The sequence below is a fragment of the Pseudomonas umsongensis genome (assembly GCF_002236105.1).
Classification (GTDB): Bacteria; Pseudomonadota; Gammaproteobacteria; order Pseudomonadales; family Pseudomonadaceae; genus Aquipseudomonas; species Aquipseudomonas umsongensis.
In genome coordinates, this window is record NZ_NIWU01000001.1 from 1,686,626 (window position 1) to 1,706,850 (window position 20,225).

The 20,225-nt window shown below is 60.2% G+C and carries 18 protein-coding genes and 1 pseudogene; 9 read left to right on the forward strand and 10 right to left on the reverse strand.

Going from position 1 to position 20,225, the window contains the following annotated elements:
- Nucleotides 1-30 precede the first annotated feature (30 nt).
- The gene (locus PSUM_RS07465) at nucleotides 31-525 is read left to right on the forward strand and encodes a PaaI family thioesterase (protein ID WP_083349293.1); all 495 of its coding nucleotides are present in this window, start codon (nucleotides 31-33) and stop codon (nucleotides 523-525) included.
- Nucleotides 526-541: 16 nt separating this feature from the next.
- On the opposite strand, the gene PSUM_RS07470 is transcribed toward PSUM_RS07465, so the two are convergent.
- Entirely contained in the window at nucleotides 542-1,714 is a 1,173-nt protein-coding gene (locus PSUM_RS07470) for a DUF2252 domain-containing protein (protein WP_404821813.1), read from the reverse strand.
- 406 nt (nucleotides 1,715-2,120) lie between these two features.
- Between PSUM_RS07470 and PSUM_RS07475 the strand changes: the two genes are divergently transcribed.
- Nucleotides 2,121-2,573 carry a hypothetical protein gene (locus PSUM_RS07475; protein ID WP_083349295.1) on the forward strand — a complete coding sequence of 151 codons (453 nt, stop codon included), beginning with the start codon at nucleotides 2,121-2,123 and terminating at the stop codon, nucleotides 2,571-2,573.
- A gap of 441 nt (nucleotides 2,574-3,014) precedes the next feature.
- Here the strand turns inward: PSUM_RS07475 and mqo are convergent, their stop codons facing one another.
- Nucleotides 3,015-4,658: a malate dehydrogenase (quinone) gene (gene mqo / locus PSUM_RS07480; RefSeq protein ID WP_083349296.1), complete on the reverse strand. Its 1,644-nt coding sequence runs from the start codon at nucleotides 4,656-4,658 to the stop codon at nucleotides 3,015-3,017.
- Nucleotides 4,659-5,029: 371 nt separating this feature from the next.
- Between mqo and ilvD the strand changes: the two genes are divergently transcribed.
- On the forward strand, nucleotides 5,030-6,712 hold the full coding sequence (gene ilvD, locus PSUM_RS07485) for a dihydroxy-acid dehydratase (RefSeq protein WP_083349297.1): 1,683 nt from the start codon (nucleotides 5,030-5,032) through the stop codon (nucleotides 6,710-6,712).
- 133 nt (nucleotides 6,713-6,845) lie between these two features.
- On the opposite strand, the gene PSUM_RS32575 is transcribed toward ilvD, so the two are convergent.
- From PSUM_RS32575 to PSUM_RS07495, 3 genes and pseudogenes are all read right to left on the reverse strand, one after another.
- Nucleotides 6,846-7,709, reverse strand: a complete 864-nt coding sequence (locus tag PSUM_RS32575; RefSeq protein ID WP_414896149.1) for a methyl-accepting chemotaxis protein — start codon at nucleotides 7,707-7,709, stop codon at nucleotides 6,846-6,848.
- Nucleotides 7,701-8,507: pseudogene (locus PSUM_RS32580) on the reverse strand (MCP four helix bundle domain-containing protein); the annotation flags it as partial. The gene PSUM_RS32575 and the pseudogene PSUM_RS32580, both read right to left, overlap by 9 nt.
- A gap of 51 nt (nucleotides 8,508-8,558) precedes the next feature.
- Nucleotides 8,559-9,233, reverse strand: coding sequence for a DUF2238 domain-containing protein (locus tag PSUM_RS07495; protein WP_033043295.1), 675 nt, complete (start codon nucleotides 9,231-9,233; stop codon nucleotides 8,559-8,561).
- Nucleotides 9,234-9,403: 170 nt separating this feature from the next.
- Here PSUM_RS07495 and PSUM_RS07500 point away from each other — a divergent pair, with 170 nt between their 5' ends.
- Nucleotides 9,404-9,835 carry a nuclear transport factor 2 family protein gene (locus PSUM_RS07500; protein ID WP_020796360.1) on the forward strand — a complete coding sequence of 144 codons (432 nt, stop codon included), beginning with the start codon at nucleotides 9,404-9,406 and terminating at the stop codon, nucleotides 9,833-9,835.
- A gap of 88 nt (nucleotides 9,836-9,923) precedes the next feature.
- Here PSUM_RS07500 and PSUM_RS07505 read toward each other — a convergent pair whose 3' ends face one another.
- Genes PSUM_RS07505 through nirB form a run of 3 tightly spaced genes read right to left on the reverse strand, consistent with a single transcriptional unit; the run spans nucleotide 9,924 to nucleotide 13,331 of the window.
- Nucleotides 9,924-10,364 carry a CBS domain-containing protein gene (locus PSUM_RS07505; RefSeq protein ID WP_083349299.1) on the reverse strand — a complete coding sequence of 147 codons (441 nt, stop codon included), beginning with the start codon at nucleotides 10,362-10,364 and terminating at the stop codon, nucleotides 9,924-9,926.
- A 31-nt stretch (nucleotides 10,365-10,395) separates the two neighbouring features.
- Complete coding sequence (gene nirD, locus PSUM_RS07510; protein WP_020796362.1) at nucleotides 10,396-10,770, reverse strand: nitrite reductase small subunit NirD; 375 nt, start codon at nucleotides 10,768-10,770, stop codon at nucleotides 10,396-10,398.
- The gene (gene nirB, locus PSUM_RS07515) at nucleotides 10,770-13,331 is read right to left on the reverse strand and encodes a nitrite reductase large subunit NirB (protein WP_083349300.1); all 2,562 of its coding nucleotides are present in this window, start codon (nucleotides 13,329-13,331) and stop codon (nucleotides 10,770-10,772) included. The genes nirD and nirB overlap by 1 nt, the downstream gene beginning before the upstream one ends.
- Before the next feature lie 318 nt (nucleotides 13,332-13,649).
- On the opposite strand from nirB, the gene PSUM_RS31070 reads away from it, so the two are divergent.
- A complete protein-coding gene (locus PSUM_RS31070; RefSeq protein ID WP_141195485.1) occupies nucleotides 13,650-13,922 on the forward strand; it encodes a hypothetical protein in 273 nt (90 codons plus the stop codon).
- 898 nt (nucleotides 13,923-14,820) lie between these two features.
- On the opposite strand, the gene PSUM_RS07525 is transcribed toward PSUM_RS31070, so the two are convergent.
- Nucleotides 14,821-15,021 carry a YbdD/YjiX family protein gene (locus PSUM_RS07525; protein ID WP_033044098.1) on the reverse strand — a complete coding sequence of 67 codons (201 nt, stop codon included), beginning with the start codon at nucleotides 15,019-15,021 and terminating at the stop codon, nucleotides 14,821-14,823.
- Nucleotides 15,022-15,261: 240 nt separating this feature from the next.
- On the opposite strand from PSUM_RS07525, the gene PSUM_RS07530 reads away from it, so the two are divergent.
- Genes PSUM_RS07530 through msrA form a run of 3 tightly spaced genes read left to right on the forward strand, consistent with a single transcriptional unit; the run spans nucleotide 15,262 to nucleotide 16,915 of the window.
- Nucleotides 15,262-15,867 carry an SCO family protein gene (locus tag PSUM_RS07530; RefSeq protein ID WP_020800942.1) on the forward strand — a complete coding sequence of 202 codons (606 nt, stop codon included), beginning with the start codon at nucleotides 15,262-15,264 and terminating at the stop codon, nucleotides 15,865-15,867.
- A complete protein-coding gene (locus PSUM_RS07535) occupies nucleotides 15,867-16,355 on the forward strand; it encodes a copper chaperone PCu(A)C (protein ID WP_083349302.1) in 489 nt (162 codons plus the stop codon). The genes PSUM_RS07530 and PSUM_RS07535 overlap by 1 nt, the downstream gene beginning before the upstream one ends.
- 53 nt (nucleotides 16,356-16,408) lie before the next feature.
- Nucleotides 16,409-16,915 (forward strand): peptide-methionine (S)-S-oxide reductase MsrA, encoded by a 507-nt coding sequence (gene msrA, locus PSUM_RS07540; protein ID WP_033044096.1) that lies wholly within the window; start codon nucleotides 16,409-16,411, stop codon nucleotides 16,913-16,915.
- 4 nt (nucleotides 16,916-16,919) lie between these two features.
- Here the strand turns inward: msrA and PSUM_RS07545 are convergent, their stop codons facing one another.
- Nucleotides 16,920-17,459, reverse strand: a complete 540-nt coding sequence (locus tag PSUM_RS07545; protein ID WP_033044094.1) for a hypothetical protein — start codon at nucleotides 17,457-17,459, stop codon at nucleotides 16,920-16,922.
- 492 nt (nucleotides 17,460-17,951) lie between these two features.
- On the opposite strand from PSUM_RS07545, the gene katG reads away from it, so the two are divergent.
- Nucleotides 17,952-20,204, forward strand: coding sequence for a catalase/peroxidase HPI (gene katG, locus PSUM_RS07550; protein ID WP_020800947.1), 2,253 nt, complete (start codon nucleotides 17,952-17,954; stop codon nucleotides 20,202-20,204).
- The last annotated feature ends 21 nt before the right edge of the window (nucleotides 20,205-20,225 follow it).

A 20,225-nucleotide genomic window follows, 5' to 3' on the forward strand; every position in this document is an offset into this window, starting at 1 on the left:
TTGGTCTAAATTTTTGCGGATAATCGACACATGTCCAACCTCGACACCTCCCTGCAAGACGCCGCCGCGCCCGATGGCGTGTGCTACGGCTGCGGCAGCAGCAACCCCCACGGGCTGCACATCAAGAGCTACTGGCATGAGGACGGCGTGCATGTCATGGCCGAGCACGTGCCCGATGCCAAATACTGCGGCTGGCCGGACCTGGTCTACGGCGGACTGATCGCCATGTTGGTCGACTGCCACTCCAACTGGGCGGTCATGGCTTATCACTACCGCGCGGAAAACCGCGATGCTGCAAGCCTGCCGCGCATCAGTTGCGTCACCGGTAACCTCGGCATCAAGTTCATCAAGCCAACGCCCATGGGTATCCCGCTGACCCTGCGGGCGCGGGTGGAAGGTGAAGTCGGACGCAAGACGCGGGTCATCTGCGAAGTCTTCGCCGGCGATGTGCTGACGGCAGTGGGCGACTCCATCTTCGTACGGGTCGATACCGCGCAACTGGCAGACACCGCGCACGGGCGCTAGGTGCCCCAGTCGCCGGTCACTCTTCTTCCATGAGCGCGGTGATCCGCCCGGACTTGTACGCAGCCAGCAGCGCGGCATAGTCCTTGGCATTCTGATCAGCATAGGTCACGGCAAATTTGCCGATGGCCTGGTCGAAACTATCCGATTTTCCCAGATAGCCGCTGATGAGCGCTGCGTCCCCGGATTTGGCGTGGGCCCTGGCAAGCGTCTGGCCGCACCATTGGGCATACCGCTTCAAGCGCGCTGCCGTGATGCCTTCAATCGGGGCCGACATTTTCATGTCGCGCATCTGGCGTACAAAGAAATCACGACCTTTCTGGCCACGGGTCCAGCCCAGGAAAATATCGCTGGAGGACTGCATCAGTCGCTGCCCGGTGACGACGCGCTGCCCCTGGTTTTCGAACTCGCTCTTGCCAGCGTAAGGCGCCAGCACGGAGGGGCAGGCTTCCTTGAATTGCAGGAGCAACGGCTGGTTTTCTGCGCTGAAGAACAGGCCGACGAAACAGTATGTACCCACGCTGCCGATCCCGACCGCCTTGACGGCAATGTCTTCAAGGCGATAACGATCGAACAACACACGCCGTTCATGGGGCAACGACAGTCGATAATCCTGCAGTGCCTCACGGGCTCGCTGCACGAAGTTGGGTTCATCTACATGAAAAAGGATCGGGGGCTGATCGATCAGCCGCCGGCGCCCTGCCACTTCGCTGCTGATTTTTGGATAGAGGTACTCACCGACCCGCACCCTGGCCCTGGCCATCACTTGTTCGCGAAACTTTCTGATCTCGGCCGTGGGTGCTGTGTCGATGATCGTCTGGGCATCCAGGCGCTCATACCAGACCTCCAACGGACTCAACTTTGACAGTTTACGCAAGCGCTCACGGTAATCACGCACGCACTCCACGGCGATGCCCCTTGCCACTTTATCGCTGATCCGGTTTTCGCGGGCCGCCACGACAAAACTGATCGCCAGGCGTTTCACATCCCATTCCCAGGGCGCGGGGAGCGTTTCGTCAAAATCATTGATGTCAAAAATCAGGTTGCGCTCGGGGGTGGCAAACAAGCCGAAGTTCAACAGATGGCAATCGCCGCAGGCTTGCACCTCGATCCCCGTGGAGGGGGTCTTGGCCAAGTCGTACGCCATCAAGCCCGCTGAGCCACGCAAAAAAGCAAACGGGCTGCGCAACATGCGCCCGTAGCGTACCGGTATCAGGTTGGCCAGCCGATAGCGGTTGGACGCTTCCAGCAGCTCGACCGGATCGCGATGCTTGCGCGGCGGTTTCCATTCGGCGTGCAGCGCATGGGGCAGGTTCTGGCTTAATCGTTCACCCGCGTGCAGGCGCTCCTTGCGCGAGCGAAACACCGGTTCTTCAACGACCACGGTGGATTTACCGGCTTTGGCGGGCTTACTTTTGCGGGGAGGCATGATCACTCCTTGGCCAGCGAGTCTCGACAGTTGGCTGACTGTCAAAGTCTAGAACCGGTTTCACATCTGTGCGCCTCGAATGCGGCAAAATCGACAGCCACTCAGCGCTCGAAAAATGAGCGATACCCGCTAATCTCCATTTGCCGTTTTTCAACACAGGAGTTTGGCCATGAAGCTCAGACATTCACTGGCGGCGCTGTTGATTTGCGCCAGCCTGCTCGGCTGTGCCACCTCATCCAGGCAGAGTGTGTCGGTCACCCTGGATCCTACTCGGCAGAACACCGGTCAGATCGGCAATGTCACGTTGTCCGAGTGGGACCAACAAACTGGGCTGAGTTTCTTCATCAGTGGTGTACCAAGCGGTGCCGCCCTGCCCCTGCGTCTCTACAGCTTCATCAACAAGGGCAGCTGCCAGCAACCCGGCCCCGTCGCGTACGCCATGAATGACAAGGTCAACACCGAACGCCAGCCGATTCGCGGCTGGTCGTTTTCCAGAAGCGTCCCTGTGGCCCTGCCTGTCTTGCTGTCCGGTGACTATCACATCGTCGTGCGAACCGCAGCGACAGACGGCAACGTCGATATTTTCTGTGGGAACATCAAGCAACAAGGTCCGGCGAAGTAGGCGCTCGCACCTGCGGGCCTCACACCGGCGAAATCGTTGCGAGCACGCCGATCAGAATGGTCAACACCAGAAAACCACCGAGGAAAATCGCCATCTTGCCCATAGAGCCTCCAACATTTCGAAAGTGCGGTGCACCGCGGCTACCGCTGCGCAACTTGCCGTCATTGTGGGGCTCGAACTGATTGCATTACAGCGTCAGAAAGCGCTGAAAAATACGGATCAGATGATACAGATGGAACCAATGACCTGTAGGAGCGAGCACGCTCCGGGCGGCGTTCCGACGATGGTCGTCAACGATTACGCGGGAAGCCTGACACCCCGCGGCGATCTCAGGTTCATCGCGAGCATGCTCGCTCCTACAGTTACAGGGATTTATTGCAGGTGTACAAAAAAGCCCACTGGCCATCCCTGGCTCAGTGGGCTTTTTGATCAAGCGCTCAGTTACAGCGCCATGGCCGCCGCAGCATTCTCTTTCGGTGCCTTGGCTTTTTCAGCCTCGACAGCCGGAGCCACAGCCTGGCCGATCGCAGGTGGTGGAGTCAGTTCCAGCACCTTGGCGGTGTAGGCCCATTCCTCGGCAACCTTTTCAGGGCTGGCGTTGAGCTGGGTGCCGTAGCTCGGCACGATTTGATGCAGTTTTTCCTGCCAGGCCGGGGTCGCGACCTTGTCCTTGAACACTTTCTGCAGCACGGTCAGCATGATCGGTGCGGCGGTCGAAGCGCCTGGGGACGCGCCCAGCAGGCCGGCGATGGTGCCGTCTTGCGAAGCGACGATTTCGGTGCCCAGTTTCAGTACGCCACCGGCAGCTTCATCACGCTTGATGATCTGCACGCGCTGGCCAGCTTGCCACAGGCGCCAGTCCTCGGCCTTGGCATTCGGGAAGTATTCCTTCAGGGCGTTGAGGCGGTCTTCGTCCGACAGCATCAGTTGACCGGCAAGGTACTCGACCAGCGGGTATTCCTTGATGCCGACCTTGGTCATTGGCCACACGTTATGCGTGGTGGTGGTGGTCAGCAAGTCCAGGTACGAACCCTCTTTCAGGAACTTGGTACTGAAGGTCGCGAATGGGCCAAACAGGATCACGCGCTTGCCATCCAGCACGCGGGTATCCAGGTGCGGAACCGACATCGGCGGTGCGCCAACCGAAGCCTTGCCGTAGGCCTTGGCCAGGTGTTGTTCGGCGATGGTCGGGTTCTCGGTCACCAGGAACGAGCCGCCCACCGGGAAGCCTGCGTATTCCTTGGCTTCAGGAATGCCGGACTTCTGCAGCAGGTGCAGGGCACCGCCGCCAGCGCCGATGAACACGAACTTGGCGTCGGTTTCGGATTTGCTGCCGTCTTTCAGGTTTTTGTAGCTGACGCGCCAGCTGCCGTCGGCGTTCTTGCTGATGTCCTGCACTTCACTGGACAGTTTCAGGTCGAATTTCGGCGTGGTCTGCAGGTGTGCAACGAACTGGCGGGTGATTTCGCCAAAGTTCACGTCGGTACCGATCGGAGACCAGGTGGCCGCGATTTTCTGGTTCGGGTCACGCCCTTCCATCATCAGCGGGACCCACTTCTTGATCACGGCCGGGTCTTCGGAGTACTGCATGCCGGCGAACAGCGGGCTTGCCTGCAGGGCTTCGTAGCGCTTTTTCAGGAACTTGATGTTGTCATCGCCCCACACGAAGCTCATGTGCGGTGTGGAGTTGATGAACGAACGCGGGTTCTTCAGCACGCCTTGCTGGACCTGCCAGGCCCAGAACTGACGGGAGATCTGGAACGCTTCGTTGATTTCAACGGCCTTGGGAATCGAGACGTTGCCTTTCTCGTCTTCCGGGGTGTAGTTCAACTCGGCCAGGGCAGAGTGACCGGTACCGGCGTTGTTCCAGCCGTTGGAGCTTTCCTGGGCGACGCCGTCGAGGCGCTCGATCATTTCCATCGAGGTGCCGGGTTCCAGCTCATTGAGCCACACACCGAGGGTTGCGCTCATGATGCCGCCGCCGATCAACAGCACGTCGACTTTCTTGGCTTCTTCGGCCTGGGCTGTCGTCATCCCCAACGACAAGGCCAGCCCCAGCAGGGCCGTGTTCACTTTCTTAAACATCTGTAGCACCTATGATAAAACGCCATCCGCCCTTCCAACTGCGATCGCAGGCCGCTTGTCTCACGGCATTCAGGCAAGTCTGCCGCGGGTTCTCGTACATAACGGCTGCACATGACGGCTGGAAGGTGGGCACACAAGGCCGATTGACTGCATCGACCCCAGTTATATGTCCCTACTGAACTGACTTTTTATCTTTTTTGGCTTCAGCTACTTGAGCGACAGTGATTCTGCTCGCCCGCCTCAAGGGCAGGAAAACTGAATAGATCAAACCAAGTTGTTGCGAAGAATATCACGACAAGCCCAGCCCGCGCGTGATGGATGTAGGTGGCGACTATACTCACTGGTCATCAGTTGAGCATGTGGGAGCCGCCATGAGCGACAAAGACGATCTGCGCAAATATTCCTCCCAGGTAATCGACGGCGTGGAGGCTGCCCCCGCCCGTGCCATGCTGCGTGCCGTGGGCTTTACCGACGAAGACTTCAAGAAACCACAGATCGGCATCGCCTCCACCTGGGCGATGGTCACGCCGTGCAACATGCACATCGACAAACTCGCGATCGAAGCGGAAAAAGGCGCGAATGCCGCCGGCGCCAAGGGCGTCATTTTCAACACCATCACCATTTCCGACGGCATCGCCAATGGCACCGAAGGCATGAAATATTCACTGGTGTCCCGCGAGGTGATAGCCGATTCCATCGAAGTGGTGGTCGGCTGCGAAGGCTTCGACGGGCTGGTGACCGTGGGGGGTTGCGACAAGAACATGCCAGGCTGCCTGATCGGCATGGCGCGGCTCAACCGCCCTTCGATCTTCGTCTATGGCGGCACCATCCGCCCGGGCGCCGGCCACACCGACATCATTTCCGTGTTCGAAGCCGTGGGCCAGCACGCGCGCGGTGACATCAGCGAGATCCAGGTCAAGCAGATCGAGGAAGTGGCAATTCCCGGCCCCGGCTCCTGTGGCGGCATGTACACCGCCAACACCATGGCCTCGGCCATCGAGGCGCTGGGCATGAGCCTGCCCGGTTCGAGCTCCCAGGACGCCGTTGGCGGCGACAAGGCCTCGGACAGTTTCCGCGCCGGCCAGCAAGTGATGGAATTGCTCAAGCTGGACCTCAAGCCCCGGGACATCATGACCCGCAAGGCCTTCGAAAACGCCATTCGCGTGGTGATCGCCCTCGCCGGCTCGACCAACGCCGTGCTGCATCTGTTGGCCATGGCCAATGCCGTGGATGTCGAACTGACCCTGGATGACTTCGTCGAGCTGGGCAAGATTTCGCCGGTGGTGGCCGACCTGCGCCCCAGTGGCAAATACATGATGAGCGAGCTGGTGGCCATTGGCGGCATCCAGCCCTTGATGAAGCGCATGCTCGCCGCTGGCATGCTGCACGGCGATGTGATGACCGTGACCGGCAAGACCCTGGCGGAAAACCTCGAAAACGTGCCCGACTACCCCGCTGGCCAGGACGTGATCCTGCCTTTCGATCAGCCGATCAAGAAGGACTCGCACCTGGTGATCCTGCACGGCAACCTCGCGCCCACCGGTGCCGTGGCCAAGATCACCGGCAAGGAAGGCCTGCGCTTCGAAGGCACGGCCCGTGTGTACCACGGCGAGGAAGGCGCCCTGGCCGGCATCCTCAACGGCGAAGTGCAGGCGGGCGATGTGATCGTGATTCGCTACGAAGGGCCCAAGGGCGGGCCGGGCATGCGCGAAATGCTCTCGCCGACATCGGCGGTGATGGGCAAGGGTTTGGGCAAGGATGTGGCGCTGATCACCGACGGGCGTTTTTCCGGTGGCTCCCATGGTTTCGTGGTGGGGCATATCACACCCGAAGCGTTTGAAGGCGGCCCGATCGCGTTGATCGAAGATGGCGACCGGATCACCATCGATGCGCAAACCCGGCAGATCACCGTTGATGTGTCCGATACTCAACTGGCCGAGCGCAAGAGCCGTTGGGTACGGCCGGAATCGAAGTACAAGCGCGGGGTGCTGGCCAAGTATGCGAAGACCGTGTCGAGTGCTTCGGAGGGGGCGGTGACTGACAAGTACCTTTGAAACCTGGATTTGTGTTGTCTGATCTACCGCCTTCGCGAGCAGGCTCGCTCCCACATTTTCTAATGCATTCCATTGTGGGAGCGAGCCTGCTCGCGAAGGGGCCCTTAAAGGCAGTGCAAAATGAAAGGATGTATCAAAGGCGGAAGCGATCCACCGACTGCGACAGTTGCCCCGCCAGCGAAGACAACTCATCCGTCGTCAAAGCCGTCTGCCCGATCACCTTGCTGTTGCCTTCGGACATGCCGGCAATCATCTCCACCTGATGGGCGATTTCATTGCTGGCCAGGCTCTGCTCGCCGATGGTGCGGCTGATGTCGTTGACCAGTTGCGTGGTGTTGAGCGTGGCCTCGAGGATCTCGCGGATGGCACGCTCGACGTCGGCGGTCACGGCCATGCCCTTGTCGACCTGGGACACGCCCTCCTCCATGCTGATCACCGCTTCGCGGGTGCTTTGCTGGATGCGCGAGACCATGGCGGCGATTTCCTGGGTCGAAGCGCTGGTGCGGCCCGCCAGGCTGCGCACTTCATCGGCCACCACGGCAAAACCACGGCCCTGCTCCCCAGCGCGGGCGGCTTCGATGGCGGCGTTGAGCGCCAGCAGGTTGGTCTGGTCGGCGATGCCCTTGATCACCTGGATGATGCTGAAAATTCCTTCGGATTCCTTGTCCAGGGTGCGAATCACCTGTGCCGACTGCTGCGCCGAACGGGCGATGCCGTCCATGTCGCTGACCACCTGATGGATCACCCGCCCACCATCCTTGGCCAGCGCCTCGGCCTGGTTGGCCATGTCCAGCGCCCTTCCGGCATGCCGGGTGATTTCCTCGATGCTCGCGGTCATTTCGCTGGCAGCGGCGGCCATGGTGCTGGCGGCGGCGCTTTGTTGCTGGCTGCTGCCGGCCACTTCGTGGCAACCCTCGCTCAGGCGTGTGCTCATGCCGTTGACACCATGGGCGTTGCTGCGTACTGCTTCGATCATGTCGCGCAAATCACGCTGCATGGTCGCCAGGCTGCGAATCAGGGTGCTGGCTTCGTCCTTGCGCTCGGGTACTGCAATCGTCTCGCTCAGGTTGCCATGGGCGATGCGTTCGGCGATGAGGCTGGCCGTTTGCAAGGGGTTCATGATGCTCAGGATCACCCAGCGTCCCTGGACGAGCAGCAACAACAGGCTGGCGAAAAGCACGGCGCCGAGGGCCAGGTTGGCGCTGCCGAGCGCTTGACGGGTCCCTGCACTGGTCTGTTGGGTGTTGTTTTCGATCAGCTCGCTGAGGGCCGCCATCTGGTCTTCCAGTTGGCTGAACACGCTGTTGAAGGCGCCCAGTTCTTTCTGCGCGGCCTCGGGGTTTTCCAGGGCGATTCCAACAATGCGCTCGGCCGCAGCGATGTAGGTGTCGAGGCTGGGCTTGATCTTGTGCAAAGCGTCTTTGAGGGTGACATTGACCGCCAGGTTCAGGTTGTCGCCGAGCACTTCGCGAAAGTGTGCCGCGTGCTCTTCGATGGACGTGCGCACTTCGGCCTTGCTGCTGGTACTTTTACCCAGCCCGACCAACATCGCGGACAACACGTCGGCACGTAGCGCGTCGTGCATCATGTCGGCTTCCATGTGGTTGCGCAGCACGGTCATGCCAACCTCGTTTTCCTGCACCGCATCCGCCATCCGGGCAGTCCCCAGGTAACCGACCAGGCCCATGATCAACGCGGTGAGCAACCCCGTCCCTATCAGCAGCAGCAAACGCAGTTTTATGGACACTCTGTGGTTCCTCTTTCTGGCACGTATGTCGATGGGCCAAACGGCCATCGCGAATGGCGTCTCAAGAGGTTATCGACGGGTCGCTGCGCGAATTGAAGGCTATCCCCACTGATTTCTGTTTTTGCGACATGCGGTAGGTAAAGCGGCTTTTTCTGCCGTATGTCGCAGTGAAACCAACAGCAGGCTCACCCATGCGCCAGCGACGGCGAGCGCCATGTCCTTTTGAGAATCCCAGGGGTCGTTTTGCGCGCCGACAAAGGCTTTTGCCGTGTCGTCGCCCAAGTAAGCCCCGCCAATCCATTCCACCAGTTCGTAGACGGCCGAGGTCGACAAAATGATGTTCAAGGCCATGAAGAACAGCCAGCGCCCGCGCAACGGTGTCAGCTGCAGCAGCACTTCGCGGATTGGCCAGGCCATCATTAGCCCGTAGCTCAAATGAACCAGCCGGTCGTAATGGTTACGCTGCAGGCCAAAGCTCTTGTCGAAGCTGACGCCGGTCAAGGCCGAACACCAACGATCGTAAGGCACCAGGGAATAGGTGTAATGGGCGCCTAGTTCATGAATGCACAAGAACACGAATACCAGCGTAAGGGAGGCCGCCGACAGGCGAAACTGGCGATAGAACACCACCAACGTCCCCACCAGCAGCAGCGCCAGCAGGTTTTCCAGCGCCCAATCCACCCGGCTACGTGGGGAATAGCCCAGCGCAATGACGACCAGCATGAACAGAATCAACAGCGTCAATTCGTATCGCGGATGTTCCCTGGGCTGCATCATGTGAGTTCCTCGACACCCGTGAATTCAAGATCCATAGGGACTTTTAACTTCGAGAGGAACCCTCGCCGCAAGTTCGCTTTTTTCCTTTGACTCATGCTAGGTTGTACGATGACCGATGAGCAGCATTGCCCGGTCGCTCCGATCACTCATAACAACAAGGAACCCTCATGAAAAAAGCAAAGGTGCTGATTGGTTTTCTGTGCCTGTTCTGCGGCTACGTCGCAGCCAGCCCAGCGGCCGCGGACAAGGACGTGGCAAAAGCCGTCGATCACTTGACCCAGGCAATGCTGCATAAGGACATTGCCGAGCTGAATGCGTTGACGGCCGAGAACCTCAGCTACGGCCATTCCAGCGGCAAAATCCAGGACAAGCAACAATTCATCGCCGATATCGAAACCGGCAAAAGCGCCTTCAAGACCCTTGAGATGCAGAACCAGACCATCACCGTCTCCGGCGATGTGGCGTTGGTTCGCCACCACTTTTCGGCCCAGGCTCTCAAGGGCTCCGAGGTGGTCCCGACGGAAATCGAGAACTTCCAGATCTGGCAGAAACAAAGCGGAAAATGGCTACTGGTAGGACGACAGGCGTTCAAGTTCTGATGTGGGGGTGATCCCGGGAAAAGGGGACGAATGGGCGTCTACCCGCCGATCCGTCCCCTTTCGTGCTGCGCTGATTTCGAGGCTGTTTTCAGTGCCCGCGAATGTAATGCTCAAACTGTCGAATCAAGTCGGCCTGTTCGACAATGGCTTGCTTGACCAGATCGCCAATCGACAGCAAACCGATCAACTCGCCGTTTTCCACCACCGGCAGATGCCGCAAATGGCTGTCAGTCATGACCGCCATGCAATGCTCGATGCTCTGTTGGCTGTCGGCCGTGACCACCGGCGAGCTCATGATCGCCCGGACCGGCGTGCCCACTGACGAACGCCCCAGCAGCACCACCTTGCGCGCATAGTCACGCTCGCTGATCACCCCGACGACCTGGCCCTTTTCGATCACCGGCAACGCGCCCACGTTCTTTTCGGCCATTTTCTGCACGGCCTCCAACACCATGGCGTCGGGTGCGATGCTGTGCACCTGCTGATTTTCCACGACCTTGAGCTTGAGCAACTGTGCGGCTGTCTTCATGTTCGTCTCCTGATGTAAATGGCCTGCAACGTCAGGCCACTCCGACTTCCACCAACCCTTCGTTCAACCGCACTGGCCAGACCCGCAAGCGCTGTTGCGGGTACTCCAGGCAACTGCCATCCTCAAGACGAAAATGCTGCTTGTAGATCGGCGAGGCAACGACCAGGTCGCCCTTGATGCTGCCGACCAGTCCGCGGCCGATGACATTGGCCCCCGATTGCGGGTCGTGGTTGTCGATGGCATAGAGTTGTTTGCCTTCCATGCCCGGCAGGTAGAACAGCGCCACCTGGGCACCGTCCAGCCACACCACCACACCGGAGTCATTGACCAGGTCCTGCTGGCTGCACACCGATTGCCAGACGACAGACGCAGGGGCTTCAACGCGTAGGGTATTGGACGGGTTCATCAGACACTCTCCTCGGTAACAGGGATCAGGTTGAGTTCAGCCGCCATGATCGGCCGGCGCTGGCCGCGCTCCTGGACAAAGTGGATGTCCGGATCCGGGCGTTTATCGTTGACGAAGGTCCGGAAGCGCTTGAGCTTTTCCGGGTCCTTGAGGGCATTGGCCCACTCGCATTCGTAGCGATTGACCACCAGTTGCATCTGCGACTCGAGCTCGGCGCCCAGGCCCAGGCTGTCGTGGATGATCACGTCCTTGAGGTAATCCAGGCCGCCTTCCAGGCTTTCGCGCCAGACCGAGGTGCGCTGCAGCTTGTCGGCGGTACGGATGTAGAACATCAGGAAGCGGTCGATGTAGCGGATCAGGGTCGCGTCATCGAGGTCGGTGGCGAACAGCTCGGCATGGCGCGGGCGCATGCCGCCGTTACCGGCGATGTAGAGGTTCCACCCCTTCTCGGTGGCGATCACGCCGACGTCCTTGCTTTGCGCCTCGGCGCACTCACGGGTGCAACCGGACACCGCGAACTTGAGCTTGTGCGGCGAACGCAGGCCCTTGTAGCGATCCTCAATGGTCAGTGCCATTTGCACGCTGTCCTGCACGCCATAGCGGCACCAGGTGCTGCCGACACAGGACTTCACCGTGCGAGTCGACTTGCCGTAGGCGTGACCGGTTTCGAAGCCCGCTTCAATCAGTTCGCCCCAGATGTCCGGCAACTGGTGCAACTGGGCGCCGAACAGGTCGATGCGCTGGCCGCCGGTAATCTTGGTGTAGAGGTCATACTTTTTCGCCACCACGCCGATGGCAATCAGCTTGTCGGCAGTAATCTCGCCACCGGGAATGCGTGGCACGACCGAATAGGTGCCGTTCTTCTGCATGTTGGCCATGAAGGTGTCGTTGGTGTCCTGCAGCGGCACCAGCGACGGGTCCATGATCGGCTGGTTCCAGCACGACGCCAGGATCGAGCCCACCGCCGGCTTGCACACGTCGCAACCGGTGTGGCCACGGCCATGCTTGGCCAGCAATTCTTCGAAGCTGATCACCCCTTCTACCCGTACCAGCGCATACAGCTCCTGGCGGGTGTAGGCGAAGTGTTCGCACAGGCTCTTGTCGACGCTGACCCCACGGGCAATCAGCTCATGTTCGAAGACTTGCTTGAGCAACCCGGCGCAACCGCCGCAGCCGGTGCAGGCCTTGGTCTGCGACTTGAGCAGGCCAAGGTCGGTGCAACCGCCGTCGATGGCCGAGCAGATGGCGCCCTTGGTCACGTTGTGGCACGAGCAAACCGTGGCCGTTTCCGGCAAGGCGCCAGGCCCCAGGGTTGGTGCACCTTCGGACGACGGCAGGATCAACGCGGCGGGTTCGGCCGGCAAGGCGATCGCGTTCTGCATGTATTGCAACAGCGTGTCGTAATAGCTGTTGTCGCCGATCAGCACTGCACCGAGCACGTGTTTGCCGCTGGCATCCACCACCAGGCGGCGATAGCTGGCCGTGGTTTCGTCGATGAACTGATAGCTGCGCGCGCCAGGCGTATTGGCGTGGGCGTCGCCGATGGAGCCAACGTCGACGCCCAGCAGCTTGAGCTTGGTCGACATGTCGGCACCCTGGAACGGCTCGGCGGCATCGTCACACAGGCGCGCGGCGACACTGCGGGCCATCTGGTAACCCGGCGCGACCAGGCCGAACAGGCTGCCGTTCCAGGACGCGCATTCACCGATGGCGTAGATGTTCGGGTCACAGCTCAGGCAGGTGTCATCGATCACCACGCCACCGCGCGGGCCGATCTCCAGCGCGCATTGCCGGGCCAGCGCATCCTGGGCGCGGATCCCGGCGGAGAACACGATCAGGTCGGTCTCGAGGAATTCGTCGTTGGCGAAGTTCATCCGGTAGCGGTACTGCTCGCCAGCGCTGATCGATTGCGTGGCGCGGGACAGGTGCACGCCGACGCCAAGGCGCTCGATCTGCGCCTTGAGCGCCAGGCCACCCAGATCATCGAGTTGCACCGGCATCAGGCGCGGGGCGAATTCCACCACGTGCGCTTCGAGCCCCAGGCTTTTCAGGGCGTTGGCGGCTTCAAGGCCCAGCAAGCCACCGCCGACCACCACACCGCGCCGGGCATTGGCCGCCGCGGCACGAATGGCATCGAGGTCTTCCAGGGTGCGATAGACCAGGCGCGAATCGCCTTCGGCGCCTTCGATCGGCGGCACGAACGGATAGGAGCCGGTGGCCAGGACCAGCTTGTCGTAGGCCACGCAACCTTGAGCGGTGATCACCTGGCGCCGGGCGCGGTCGATTTCCAGCACCGGTATCCCCAGGTGCAACGTGACGCCTTGGGTCTCGTACAGCCCCGCGTCACTGAGTGCCAGCGACTCGGCGTCGCGACCGGAAAAGTACTCGGACAGATGCACGCGGTCGTAGGCACGCATTGGTTCTTCGCTGAAGACATGCAGCCGATAGCGGTCAAGGGCGCCACGTTCGATCAACTGCTCGACACAATGATGCCCGACCATGCCATTGCCGATCACGACCAGCGTTTGCTGTTTGTTCAAAGTGGCTACATTGGAATTCATAAACGACACCTGCCCTAAGCCCATCACGGTGAAAAAAAGCAAAAAAAAACGCCTGAAACCTTGCGGTTCCAGGCGTCTTTGCCTGTTCTTTTGCGGTGTTGAAAACCAGACGGCCATGCCTGATCCACCGATGTTGCCCACGACCTGTGCGGCCAGTCGATCTTCGTTGACCGAGAGGGCTGCCCATCTTTTTCAGAGGGGCTTGATGGGGATTATGCAGGGTTTGTGCCAGCCGAACGCAAGAAGACATCATGGTGGTGCAGACGTGAGTGTTTAGTCCTTGCTGGCCGCCAGATTGGCAGGTTTGTGGCGAAATGAATGGTGCTGCCAGTGGTAAATGTCGCAGAGAAAAATGCATCGGCAACCCGCTTCGCACTGGTGCACGCTTTCGGTCACCGCGCTTTAAAAGTGCGCAAAACCTGTAGGAGCGAGCATGCTCGCGATGAACCTGAGAGCGCCGAGGGGTGTCAGGTGCCCAGCGGCCGCCTCGTCGTTGCTTTGGCTTTTGATTTTCTTACCCCCTCACGCCATGAGCCTGTCCGTCAACCTGTGACGATTGCCATCGGCGCTTCTACCAACGTTGATCCATGATGCGTCGAAGCCTGTGGGCGATGTTGTTGGAGTACATATCCATTGCTGCGGTAACGGCGGCTTATGGTTTCGCCCTTACGGCGACTCCCTTTTTCAAACGCCAAAAAGGAAGCAAAAGGCTTTGCCCCACCACTCGGTGCCTCGCTGTGGCTCGGCATGCCCTCTCTCCGGCATTGCTCCCTGGGTCGCCGCGATGGGCCATCCCTGGCCCAGCGCGGCTAAACCGGCGTCCTGCCGGTTTCCCCACTGCGCAATGCCTGCGTTCGGCCATCGTGGTTAACGGGGCACCCAGATCAAAAGCCAAAGCGAGGCGGCCTGACAGCCGACCTGATTTCAAGTGAGCACGTACCCCTGTAGGAGCGAGCCTGCTCGCGATGGACGTCAACGATAACCCGCCCTGTCTGGATGAACGCGCCGCCTGGAAGTCCATCGCCAGCAGGCTGGCTCCCACAATGGGATCGCGGACAGACCTGCCATCAGGTCGGCTGTCAGGCCGCCTCGCTTTGGCTGTTGCTTTTGATTTGGCTTTTGATTTTCTTGCCCCCTCGAGAGGCCGAGTGGAGGTTCTGTGCAGTGGGTAAACCGGCATGGATGCCGGTTTAGCCGCGCTGGGCCAAGGATGGCCCATCGCGGCGACCCACGGAGCAGGACCGGAGCGAGGGTATGCCGAGCCCTAGCGAGGCACCGAACGCCAGGGGCAAGAGCCCTTGGTTACTTGGGGCCGGGCGGCGTTCCGTTCTTCCAAGTGACTCGCTGTAAGAGCGAAACCCTAGGTGGCCGTTACCGCAGGAATGGATATGTACTCCGTCAACAAACAATAGGTCGGCTGTCAGGACGCCTTCGCTGGCAAACCAGCTCCCACAGTGGGTCGGGCCCGTAAGCGGGGTAGTTTTCAGCGTCAGCAACACCGCGTATTACATTTCCCGCGCCCAAAACGGGCGTCCTGACGCTCACGGAAAAACGCCTCGTAGGTCATCACCGGCTCGCCCGGATGGCTGATCGCCCTCTGTGCGACATAGTTGTCGTAATCGGGAACGCCCACCATCAAACGCGCGCTCTGGCTAAGGAAACTGGCGGCTTGCTGCAATTTGCGGATCATGGCAGTGCTCTCGATGAGATTTGGACAGCCCGATATAACCCCACTGATGTATCTGCAATGTGTCCGCTTCCCGGCCAATTGTATTTTCATGTATTCAAGCCCCCGCGACCTTTTGGCGCATGACCGGCTGGCCATCGATTGACCGCCAACGGGCAACAGTTTGTTAACATCCCTGCGCTTTTTTTCGCCTGATCCGTCAGGCACTGTGTTTTCTCTGTTGCACACAGGAAGCTTTTTTCCATGAGTACGTTGTATTCCCGCCGCACAGTCCTGCAAGGCATGAGCCTGTTGAGCCTCGGCCTGCTCGCCGGCTGCGATGACAGCAGCAAGCTGTCGTTCAAGTACGGCAAGGACCTGAGCGACAAGATCATGGGCCGCTCCTTCAAGCTCAAGGACACCGAGGGCGAAACCCGGATGCTCGGCAGCTACCAGGGCATGATGCCGATGATCTTCTTCGGCTTCACCCAATGCCCCGCAGTCTGCCCGACTACGCTGGCCCGCGCCGCCCAGGCGAAAAAACTGATGGGCCGCGATGGCGAGCGCCTGCAAGTGATCTTCATCACCCTGGACCCTGAGCGCGATACACCCGAGTTGCTCGACAAATACGTAAAGGCCTTCGACCCGAGTTTCGAGGCGCTGTACGGCACCCTGGAAGAAACCGCCGCCACCGCCAAGGAGTTCGGCGTATTCTTCGAGAAAGTCCCAAGCGGCGATACCTACACCCTGTCCCATACCGCGACCAGCTTCGTGTTCGACTCCCGTGGCAATTTGCGCCTCGGCCTGTCCGCGTCCCTTACCGCTCAAGAGTGCGCAGAAGACCTGCTCACCGTCATGGAGGTTTGCTGATGACTTCGTTTTGCGCACCACGTATCAAGCAGCTTGTACTGGGAATGGCCCTGATCGGCATGGCGTGGCAGGTGTCCGCGCAAACCCGGGTCAGCGATGCCTGGGTCAGGGCGACGGTGGCCGGTCAGCCTTCGAGCGGCGCCTTCATGACCTTGCAGGCCGACAGCGACAGCAAGCTGCTCAGCGTGCAATCGCCCGTGGCGAAGACGGTGCAGGTTCACCAGTCGAGCATGAAGGACGATGTGATGAGCATGCAGCAGGTCGAGTCCGTGGCATTGCCGGCCGGCAAGCCGGTGAGCTTCGATCCCCATGGCTACCACGTCATGCTCATGGACCTGACGGGCCAGATCAAGGAAGGCGATAGCGTGCCACTGACCCTGACCGTGGAAAACGCCAAGGGCGAGAAAGAAACGATCCAGGTGAGCGCGCCGGCAAAGGCACTGAATACGATGGATCATGGCAATATGGATCACAGCAAGATGCATTGAGGGTCTGACGGCCTCCGCCATGGAGGCCGCTCTTTGATGGGAGGTGCGTACTGATGACGACGAACACCGAAACCGCCATCCTCGCTGGCGGCTGCTTCTGGGGCATGCAGGATTTGTTTCGACGCTACCCGGGGGTGATCTCCACGCGTGTCGGTTACTCGGGGGGCGATGTACCCAATGCCACCTATCGCAACCATGGCACCCACGCCGAAGCGATCGAAATCGTCTTCGACCCGGAGCAGATCAGCTATCGCCAGATCCTCGAGTTTTTCTTCCAGATCCATGACCCGAGCACCAGAAACCGCCAGGGCAATGACTTGGGGACGAGCTATCGTTCGGCACTCTTTTACCTGGATGACGAGCAGAAACGCATCGCCGAAGACACCGTGGCCGACGTTGACGCCTCCGGCCTCTGGCCCGGCAAGGTGGTCACGGAAATAGCCCCCGCCGGGCCGTTCTGGGAAGCGGAGCCCGAGCATCAGGATTACCTCGAGCATTACCCCAACGGTTACACCTGCCACTTCATACGACCGAACTGGACACTGCCCAGACGTAAATAATGAATCAAGACAGATAACTGCGTTGTACGCAGACCCGTCGATCAATGGCCTGGCGCAACCGTTCACTGTGTTCATCCCACACTTGGGGATCGACTTTGGGTGAACGCATCAGCTCCAGCATGGCCGACTGTGCCGCCGTGTATTCGGCCTGGGCATCGTCGGCCATGATTTTCAAGCGCTCGTACTTGCTCATCTCCAGACGACGCAAGGCCAATACCGTTTCGTCAGTGATGACCGTGCTCAAGGTCAATTGTGCTCGATGGGGCGCGATGAACGGCTGGGTCTCCAGGAGAATCGCCCTGGCCCGCTGACCACCCCACTGCAGCGCCAGCGCAAACGGCTCGCGCAGGCTGCGGTCATGAAATTCTTCGCAAATCGATGAACCATTGGCGGCGTAGATCCCGATGAATACCTGGGTCATGCCCTGCAGGGTAATGCGCGCCTGGACCTCGATTTGCCTGCCGTCGCCCAGTACGTCTTCGTAGCTTTTGACGGGCAGGCGTTTATTGAGCCAAAGCCAGAATTGTGCGCCTCTATGTCGCATCCACTGCCCTCCCCGGACCGATTCCCGAGTAAGGCACAGGATGGTGCTGTTCGCCATGCCAGTGGTCGGCTGATGTGGCAAATAGCTATCAAGCCGACGTCGCCCTTGCCCGCCCCCTTTCAGCTGCCTTGTGGGAAGGAACTGAGCGGTGCCCGACAGCAATCGAAGACGCCTTGAAAGATTCCGCCTATCGGCTACAAATACTCCAGCTATTAGCCGTCTGCCCAAGGGCGGTCTAGCCTTATCTAACGCCGGTGCCGTCTGGCCGGTCGAGACCTGATAAGAAGATAAAGCGGGAGTCAGAAACCGACTAGGCATACCGTGGGTCTTCCCGTTGGCAATTCGCTTGCCAGTGCCGGAGATGCCCATTTGGCCACGATGATCAGTTGATCGACTTGCTGGGCCAACAGCCTGAGTCATTGATTTCACTCACCGCCATCGTGCCCGAAACGGAACGATGGCTGAATGAACACGACCAAAGGTAGCTCACAGATGGGAACTGAAACGAAATGCCCGTTCAATCATGCCGCTGGTGGTGGCACCACGAACCGCGATTGGTGGCCGAACCAGCTGAATCTGAAGATCCTGCACCAGCACTCGTCCCTGTCCTCCCCCGCGGACGAGGGCTTCAACTACGCCGAGGCGTTCAAGGCCCTGGATTTTGCCGCGCTCAAGCGTGACCTGACCGCGTTGATGACTGACTCTCAAGACTGGTGGCCTGCGGACTTCGGACATTACGGACCGCTGTTCGTGCGCATGTCCTGGCACGCCGCGGGCACCTACCGTACAGGCGATGGCCGAGGCGGCGCCGGCTCTGGCCAGCAACGCTTTGCGCCGCTCAACAGTTGGCCCGACAACGTCAGCCTGGACAAGGCCCGCCGCCTGCTGTGGCCGATCAAGCAAAAGTACGGCAACAACATCTCATGGGCCGACCTGATCGTCCTGACCGGTAACGTCGCACTCGAAACCATGGGCTTCAAGACCTTCGGCTTTTCCGGTGGCCGGCCTGACGTCTGGGAACCGGACGAGGATGTCTACTGGGGCTCGGAAAACAAATGGCTGGGGGGCGACGTACGCTACGACAAGGCGCAAAAAGCCATGCAGGAGCCCGGCGAAGGCCCACTTGTCGCTGAGCCCGGGGAAAATGAGGAGAGCCGTACCGAGCAAGGACGCAATCTGGAGAACCCGCTGGCGGCCGTGCAAATGGGCCTGATCTATGTCAACCCGGAAGGTCCGGAAGGCAACCCGGACCCGGTAGCCGCCGGCAAGGATATCCGCGAGACGTTCGGCCGCATGGCCATGAATGACGAGGAAACCGTGGCGCTGATTGCCGGCGGTCACGCATTCGGCAAGACCCACGGCGCTGGCCCTGCCGACAATGTCGGTGCCGAACCCGAAGCCGCTGGCCTCGAAATGCAAGGGCTGGGCTGGAAGAACAGCTTTGGCACCGGCAAAGGCCCCGACACCATCACCAGTGGCCTGGAAGTGACCTGGACCACCACGCCGACGAAATGGAGCAACAACTTCCTGGAGAACGTATTCGGTTTCGAATGGGAACTGACCAAGAGCCCGGCAGGCGCCCATCAGTGGACGCCGAAGAACGGTGCTGGCGCCGGGATCATTCCTGACGCGCACGATCCAACCAAGCGTCGCAACCCGACCATGCTGACCACGGACCTGGCGCTGCGCTTCGACCCGATCTATGAGCCGATTGCACGGCGCTTTCTGCAGAACCCCGATCAACTGGCCGACGCGTTCGCCCGTGCCTGGTACAAGCTGCTGCACCGCGACATGGGCCCGCTCTCGCGCTACCTTGGCCCGGAAATGCCCAATGAAGAACTGCTGTGGCAGGACCCGATACCTGCAGTCGATCATCCGTTGGTAAACGACAGCGACGTCGCGGCCCTGAAAAGCGAACTGCTGGCCTCGGGTCTGTCGGTCTCGCAACTGGTCTCGACGGCCTGGGCCGCGGCGTCCAGCTTCCGCGGTTCGGACAAGCGCGGCGGTGCCAATGGCGGGCGCTTGCGCCTGGCTCCACAAAAGTTCTGGCAGGCCAACCAGCCCGAGCAACTGGCGGGGATACTTTCAAAACTGGAGAGTATCCAGCAGGAATTCAACGCCGGTGGCAAGAAGATCTCCCTGGCCGACCTGATCGTGCTCGCCGGTTGTGCAGGCGTTGAACAGGCTGCTAAAAATGCCGGACACACGATCACGGTGCCTTTCTCGCCGGGGCGCACAGACGCTTCCCAGGAGCAGACCGATGTCGAATCCTTCGGTTTTCTCGAACCGATTGCCGATGGCTTCCGCAATTACCTCAAGGGGCGATACCGCGTATCGGCAGAGTCGCTGTTGATCGACAAGGCACAGTTGCTGACCCTCACAGCGCCGGAAATGACCGTGTTGATTGGCGGCATGCGCGTGCTCAACACCAACGTCGGGCAGACTTCCCACGGCGTCTTCACCACGCGGCCCGAAGCACTGACCACCGATTTCTTCACCAACCTGCTGGACATGGGCGTGGAGTGGAAACCGGTGTCGGACGCCCAGGAAGAGTTTGAAGCGAGCGATCGCAAGACCGGCCAGAAAAAGTGGACGGGGACGCGAGTCGACCTGGTCTTCGGCTCCAACTCGCAATTGCGCGCGCTGTCGGAGTTCTATGCCAGTAACGGCGAGGAGAAGTTCGTGAAGGACTTTGTGGCGGCCTGGACCAAGGTGATGAACCTTGACCGCTTCGACCTGAGGTGAGCGGACTCGCCGGGTGAGTTG